General features: G+C 81.7%; 1 protein-coding gene. It reads right to left on the bottom strand.

Annotated elements, in window-relative coordinates:
- Nucleotides 1-251: hypothetical protein (locus OH705_RS28160; protein ID WP_267303562.1), on the bottom strand; the 251-nt coding region annotated here is incomplete at both ends.

Below are 251 nucleotides of genomic sequence, written 5' to 3'. Positions count from 1 at the left end.
GGGCGCGCGCCACCAGCCGGTCGGCGCGCGCGCGCAGGCGGGACCCGCCCATGTCGTGGCCGGCCTCGGCCAGGGCGTCGAGCGCCTGGTTGACCCAGCCGGCGCGTTCGAGCACGGCGCATTGCGCGCGATCGAGCACCAGCGGCGCCGCCGGACCGGCCTGCGGCGCGCCAGCGGCCGCCGACCGTTCATACTGGAGCGCCAGCTCGCCGGCGGCGCGGCCCGGCCGCCAGCAGGCCCGGACCGGCGCC

The organism is Pseudomonas sp. BJa3 (assembly GCF_026343815.1).
GTDB lineage: Bacteria > Pseudomonadota > Gammaproteobacteria > Pseudomonadales > Pseudomonadaceae > Aquipseudomonas > Aquipseudomonas soli.
The sequence above is the reverse complement of the archived record's forward strand: the minus strand, read 5'-3'. Positions and strand labels throughout refer to the sequence as shown.